Annotated in this window: 6 protein-coding genes; 3 read left to right on the plus strand and 3 right to left on the minus strand. The window is 72.7% G+C overall.

Features of this window, described 5'->3' with window-relative positions; all coding sequences use genetic code 11:
* The 3 genes from KBY81_RS16285 to KBY81_RS16295 form a co-directional block, all read right to left on the minus strand.
* Positions 1–394: Ig-like domain-containing protein (locus KBY81_RS16285; RefSeq protein WP_254977069.1), on the minus strand; the 394-nt coding region annotated here is incomplete at its 3' end.
* Between the two features lie 162 nt (positions 395–556).
* A complete protein-coding gene (locus KBY81_RS16290; RefSeq protein ID WP_254977071.1) occupies positions 557–1,981 on the minus strand; it encodes a sodium/glutamate symporter in 1,425 nt (474 codons plus the stop codon).
* Entirely contained in the window at positions 1,978–3,861 is a 1,884-nt protein-coding gene (locus KBY81_RS16295; protein ID WP_254977072.1) for a S9 family peptidase, read from the minus strand. Before KBY81_RS16295 ends, KBY81_RS16290 begins: the two co-directional genes overlap by 4 nt.
* A gap of 85 nt (positions 3,862–3,946) precedes the next feature.
* On the opposite strand from KBY81_RS16295, the gene def reads away from it, so the two are divergent.
* From def to KBY81_RS16310, 3 genes are all read left to right on the plus strand, one after another.
* Positions 3,947–4,552: a peptide deformylase gene (def, locus tag KBY81_RS16300; RefSeq protein WP_106222767.1), complete on the plus strand. Its 606-nt coding sequence runs from the start codon at positions 3,947–3,949 to the stop codon at positions 4,550–4,552.
* A gap of 5 nt (positions 4,553–4,557) precedes the next feature.
* On the plus strand, positions 4,558–4,755 hold the full coding sequence (locus KBY81_RS16305; protein ID WP_254977074.1) for a hypothetical protein: 198 nt from the start codon (positions 4,558–4,560) through the stop codon (positions 4,753–4,755).
* 89 nt (positions 4,756–4,844) lie between these two features.
* On the plus strand, positions 4,845–5,589 hold a 745-nt coding region (locus tag KBY81_RS16310; RefSeq protein ID WP_254977076.1), incomplete at its 3' end, for a DUF3747 domain-containing protein.

Below are 5,589 nucleotides of genomic sequence, written 5' to 3' on the forward strand. Positions count from 1 at the left end.
CGGCGGCCACGAGGAGGGTGGCACTGGCGGCGTTGGTGCGGTTGTCGCCCCGGGTGCCGCTGTCGGAGGCGGGGTCGAGGGAGAGCACCGGTGTGGCTGGTGGGGAGCCATCGCGCACCACCACCAGGGTTCCGGGATCACTGATGTTGCCGGCCAGGTCACGGACCGTGGCGGAGACAGTGTTGCTGCCTGGCTGGAGCTGGACAGCGAAGGAGGCGGTGCCGTTGACGGCGGTCCTGCTCTGGCCACCGAGGGTGACGATCAGGCCACTCTGGGCAGCCACGTTGATGGTGGCGGTGGTGGCTTTGGTGAGGTTGTCGCCCGGGAGGCCGCTGTCGGACATCGCCGCCAGCGACAGCAGGGGCGGGGTCAGAGGCAGACTAACTGTAGCCATGAATACAGCTGAGCCAGCCTAAGGAATTGGTGAACTTTCGCAGGGTAAGCGTGGATTAATCGTTAAAGATTAATGAATGTCCTTGATCCGCCCTCAGCTGTCTCCGTCAGTGCGATGCGCGGAGCATCAGCTTTCCACCCGGGACAGATCGTTCGAAGCTGATCAGACCGCCGCCCGCGCCCGCGCCGCCAGCCACAGCCCCAGCCCGCTCCAGAGCACCACGAGGCCCAGGCAGAGGCCGGTCCAGGCCGGCAGGCCCCAGCCGTCCACCACCAGCGGGGCCACCACGGTGATCACGCCCCCGGCCAGCAGGGGCTGGAGCAGCAGCTGCTTGATCGAGAAGGCCGTCACCGCCTGGCTGCGGTCGCCCGGGTCGGCCATGCGCAGCAGCAGCAGGCCGCTGGCGGCCACCCCCGTGGCCTGACCGAATTCGATGATCGCCCGCTCGAACCAGTCGGGAGGCAGGATCCGCGGCGCCAGCAGCAGGATCACCCCCAGGTTCCACAGCAGGCCCACCACCGCCAGCACCGTCAGGGGGATCCAGTCGTGGGCCAGCAGGCTCAGATCCAGGCAGGCGGTGGCGGCGGTGATCAGCAGATCGGCGGAGATCGTGCCGGTCCGGCCCTGGATGGCGGTCGAGACCCACTGGGTCTGGCCGCTCTTCTCCAGGATCAGGCGCACCAGCAGCGAGCCCACCAGGGCCAGGGGGAACACGGGCAGGGCGTCGATCACCAGGGCGAAGACCCCGCCGCTGGCGTCAGCGATGGAGCGCAGGACCGCCAGCGCCCCGCAGCCGAACAGCACCGCCACCCCCGCCAGGCCCAGGTTCACGGCCCAGTCGCTGAGCTGCCGCCACAGTGCGGGCACCTCGACGGTGCCCGCCTCCAGGGGCAGATCCATCGGCACCTCCTGCAGCGGCGGAGTCTCCTCTTCCACGAGCGCCATCGCTGCCTCGATCGGCAGCGCATCGGGGAACATCAACCAGCCCCGGGCCCGGGCCAACACCACCAGCAGGCCGCCCACCACCGTCGACACCAGCAGCCCGACGGTGGCCATGGCCAGCCCCAGGGCCTGGGCCCCCTCCAGGCCCAGCCGCTCATAGGTGGGCCCCATGGCGGCGGCGGAGCCGTGGCCGCCCTCGTAGGCCACTTCGATCAGGCAGGCCATGACCGGGCTCACCCCCAGCCAGGGCTGCAGCACCAGCAGCACCGCCAACCCCGCCACCAGGAACTGGCCGAAGGCCAGGGTGAGGGCCAGCAGCACCTGGGCCGAGAGCGGGCGCCACAGCCCCCCCAGCTTCGGCAGCGGCTTGCCCAGCAGGAGCGTGGCGAACACCAGGGTCAGCAGGGGCAGGGGCAGCTGGTCCCAGAGGTCGATGACACGCTGCGGCAGCAGGGGCAGCAGCCCGGCCGGGGCCACCACCAGCCCCAGGCCACCCGCCAGCAGGGCCTCCGGCAGTCCCCAGCGCTTCATGCCCAGCAGGCCGCCGATGCCGGCGCCGACCAGCAGCAGCACCATCAAGGCGGCCAGGGCCAGGGCCAGCCACTCCACCCGATCCACCACCCCCGGCACCAGCGATGCGATCACAGGTGGAACTGGCGGCGGAAGAAGGCTTCGGTGGCCTCGAGCACCGCGGTGCGCACAGCGCTGTCACGGAAGCCGTGGCCCTCCCCGGGAATCAGGTGCAGTTCCGCCTCCTGTCCGCGTTGCCTGAGCGCATCCACCATCTGCTCACTCTGACTGGCCGGCACCACCCGGTCATCGAGGCCGTGGAAGAACAGCACCGGCGCCGTGATCCGCGTCGCATGGCGCAGGGGTGAGCGCGCTTCGTAAAGCGCCCGGGCCCCGGGCCAGGGGCCGATCAGTGTCTCGGTGTAGCGGGCCTCGAAGCGATGCTCCACGGCCAGCAGGGCCTCCGGATCGGTCACCGGATAGCGGACGGCGCCGGCCGTGAACACGTCGGTGAAGCACAGGGCCGCCAGCACCGTGAAGCCGCCGGCGCTGCCGCCCTCGAAGGCGACCCGGGTCGGGTCGGCCTTGCCCGCCGCCACCACGGCCCGGGCGGCGGCGGCGCAGTCGGCCACGTCCACCACCCCCCACTGGCCGTCAAGGCGCTCGCGGTAGGCCCGCCCGAAGCCGGTGGAGCCGCCGTAGTTCACGTCCACCACGCCCCAGCCGCGGCTGGTCCAGAACTGGATGGCCAGGTTGAGCCCGGTGCCGGCCATGGCGGTGGGGCCGCTGTGGCCCTTCACCAGCAGGGGGGCCTCGGCGTGGCTGCCGCCCCGGGGCGGGTAGTACCAGGCGTGGGTGGGCGCCCCGCCGTGGCCGTCGAACCCGAGGGGTTCCGGCAGGCTCGTCGCCTCGGCCGCCAGCGGCGGCGGGGCGGCCGGCGTGTGCCGCCAGGTGCCGCTGGCGGTCTCCAGCTCCAGCAGCCCCTGGCCGATGGCGGGGGCGGCGGCCACCGCCACCAGCCGGCCCGCCTCGGCGCTCAGGGCGGCCAGATCGCTGAAGGGCAGGGGGATCGGCTCCCAGGGGCCGCCATCCAGCGCCAGCCTGCCCAGTTCCCAGCGCCCCTGGCGGCAGGCCGCCGCCAGCAGTCGCGTGCCGTCCCAGGCGGTGGTGCGCAGGCCGTACACCCACTGCGGCGTGGCGAACTCCGCCTCCATGGGGCAGAGCGGCTGCCAGCGGGGCAGGGTGTCCGGCCCCAGGGCGGACACGTCCGCCAGCCGCTCCAGGTTCCACCAGCCGCTGCGGTCGTTGGCAGCCACCAGGGAGCCGTCATCGAGCCAGAGGGGCTGGAACACCGAGATCCCCTGGGGATCCCCGGCCGCCGAGCCGGCGATCGGCCGGGCCTGCCGCAGCTGCCCGGCCGCATCGATGGCGGCGAGCCAGAGCTGGCTGCGCTCCCAGGGCATGAACGGCTGCTCCCAGCTCACCCAGGCCAGGTGGCCGCCGCCTGGGGCCAGCACGGCGTAGCCGCAGAAGTCGGCCGGCTGGTGCAGCAGCTCCGGCTCACCCCCCGCCAGGGGCACGGCCACGAGCCGGTCGAGGCCGTCCTGCTCCATCACGCCGATCCAGCGCCGGCGTCCCCGGTCGATCAGGCCATCGGCGAAGGCCCGCGGCCGCTCCGGGTCGGGCGGGGCGGTGAGACGCCGGGGTTCCGCGACGGTGGCGGGATCGCCGTCGCTGGTGAGGGTGACCTGCCACAGGCAGCGGTCGCCGTCGTCGACGAACACGACCTGGTCGCCCGCCACCGCATAGGCGCCGCCGCCGTATTCGTGCACCCGGGTGCGCAGGTTCCAGGTGCCCGGAGTCAGGTCCACCGGGGCTGCGCCGGCCCCGCCCCGTCCCATCAGGGTGGTGCGTCCCCGCTCCCCGGGTCGCTGCTCCAGCCAGAACAGGCGCCCTCCGTCCAGCCGCGGTTCGGCGATGCCGGCTGTCCGGCCGACCGCCAGCTCGGCCGGCAAGGGCGCCGTGTCCGGCCATGGCTGCGCCCCCACCGAGTCCTCCGCAGGCTGCTTCTAGAATCTCCCCATCGTTTCAGGTGACGACTTGGCGCGCAGCTTCGCCCAGATGGCACGGTCCGCCGAACAGGGCGGCAACTCCGTGCTGGTGCCGAAGGTGCCGGTGGAGCGGCCACCCCTGGAGATCCACAAGCTGGGCTCGAAGGAGCTGCGGGCCCCGGCCCGCCGGATCAGCAAGGTGGATGCCTCGGTCCGGGATCTGGCCCGCGACATGCTGCGCAGCATGTACACCGCCAAGGGCATCGGCCTGGCGGCCCCCCAGGTGGGGGTGCATCGCCAGCTGCTGGTGATCGACCTCGACCTGGAGGAGGCCGCCACCCCGCCGCTGGTGCTGATCAACCCGGAGATCACCGCCGCCGGGGCCTCCTTCAACACCTACGAGGAGGGCTGCCTCAGCATCCCCGGGGTCTACCTCGATGTGGTGCGTCCCTCGGTGGTGGAGGTCACCTACCGCGACGAGACGGGTCGCCCGCGCCGCCTCAAGGCCGACGGCCTGCTGGCCCGCTGCATCCAGCACGAGATGGACCATCTCCAGGGCGTGCTGTTCGTCGATCGGGTCACCGACGAGCTCAGCCTCAACGAGGGCCTGCAGCAGCAGGGCTTCCGCCGCTCCGACGTCCAGTCGATCCGCTGATTGCCATGCCGATGAAACCCCTGGCCGGCCTCTTCCTGGGCCTGGCCTGCCTGCTCGGCATCGCCGCCACCGGATCGCTCTTCGAGCTCTCCTACGGCGACCCCGACCTGGGCGTCCAGGCCACCCGCTGGATCCTGGCCGGCAGCCTGCCGGGCACGGTGCTGGCGCTGCTGGTGGCGATCCGCATCAACAAGCCCGCCTGAGCCCGCGGCGGTCCCGCTGCGATCACGCCGCGACCCCTCGGCCGGCCCGACAACCGGCCGCCCGATTGGGCCACACGGGCTGGATTCCGGTGGTTGCCGTTCATACGATTCAGGCCGCTTCGATGAACGCCGTGACCCTCCCCGTGCTTCCCCGCGCAGGCCTGGCGGCCCTGACGGTGCTGGCGACCGCCCTGGCCACCGCGGCCCCCGCTCCGGCCCGCGCCTCCGCCCTGTTCGCCGCCGCCGAGGTGGACCAGCAGAACTTCCTGCTGGTGGCGGCCCCCATCGGCACCCGGGGCGACAAGGCCCAGCTCAACATCTACGAGCAGCTCAAACCGGTGCGCCCCTGTTTCGAGGTGGGCGAGGGCCTGCCGTCCCCGGTGAACCCCCTGCTGGCCACCTTCGATTTCACCGGCATCTGCAACCGCTACATCGACGCCAACGGCTACTCGGTGCGGGTGGGCGGCCAGGACCTGGCCACCTCCTACCGGCTGATGGTCACCCGCAGCGGCGGCGACATGCTGCTGCTGGCCTTCCCCACCAGGGCCGGAGCCGGCCCTGAGATGGTGGTGGCCCGCACCCGCGGCAGTGCGCCCGGATTCCTCAAGCTCCACATGGAGCCCGGCTGGCGGCTGATGCGGCGCCAGTTCGGCGGCCGCAACCTCGGCCACCTGTACGTCTATGCAGACAGCTGGCCGGGAACGGCGGCCACGGCGGCCCAGCCCGCCCCGAGCAATCCCGCCCTCCCGGCCCAGCCCGCCGCCAGCACGGGCACACCCACCCCGGCCAGCACGGGCACGCCGGCCCCCGCGGCCCCGCTCAGCCCGCCCGCCG

The sequence above is a fragment of the Cyanobium sp. Lug-B genome, from assembly GCF_024345635.1.
Lineage (GTDB): Bacteria > Cyanobacteriota > Cyanobacteriia > PCC-6307 > Cyanobiaceae > Cyanobium > Cyanobium minutissimum.

Coding starts and splice junctions, on each gene's coding strand:
- KBY81_RS16305 (WP_254977074.1), top strand. CDS start 4,558: ATGCCGATGAAACCCCTGGCCGGCCTCTTCCTGGGCCTGGCCTGCCTG.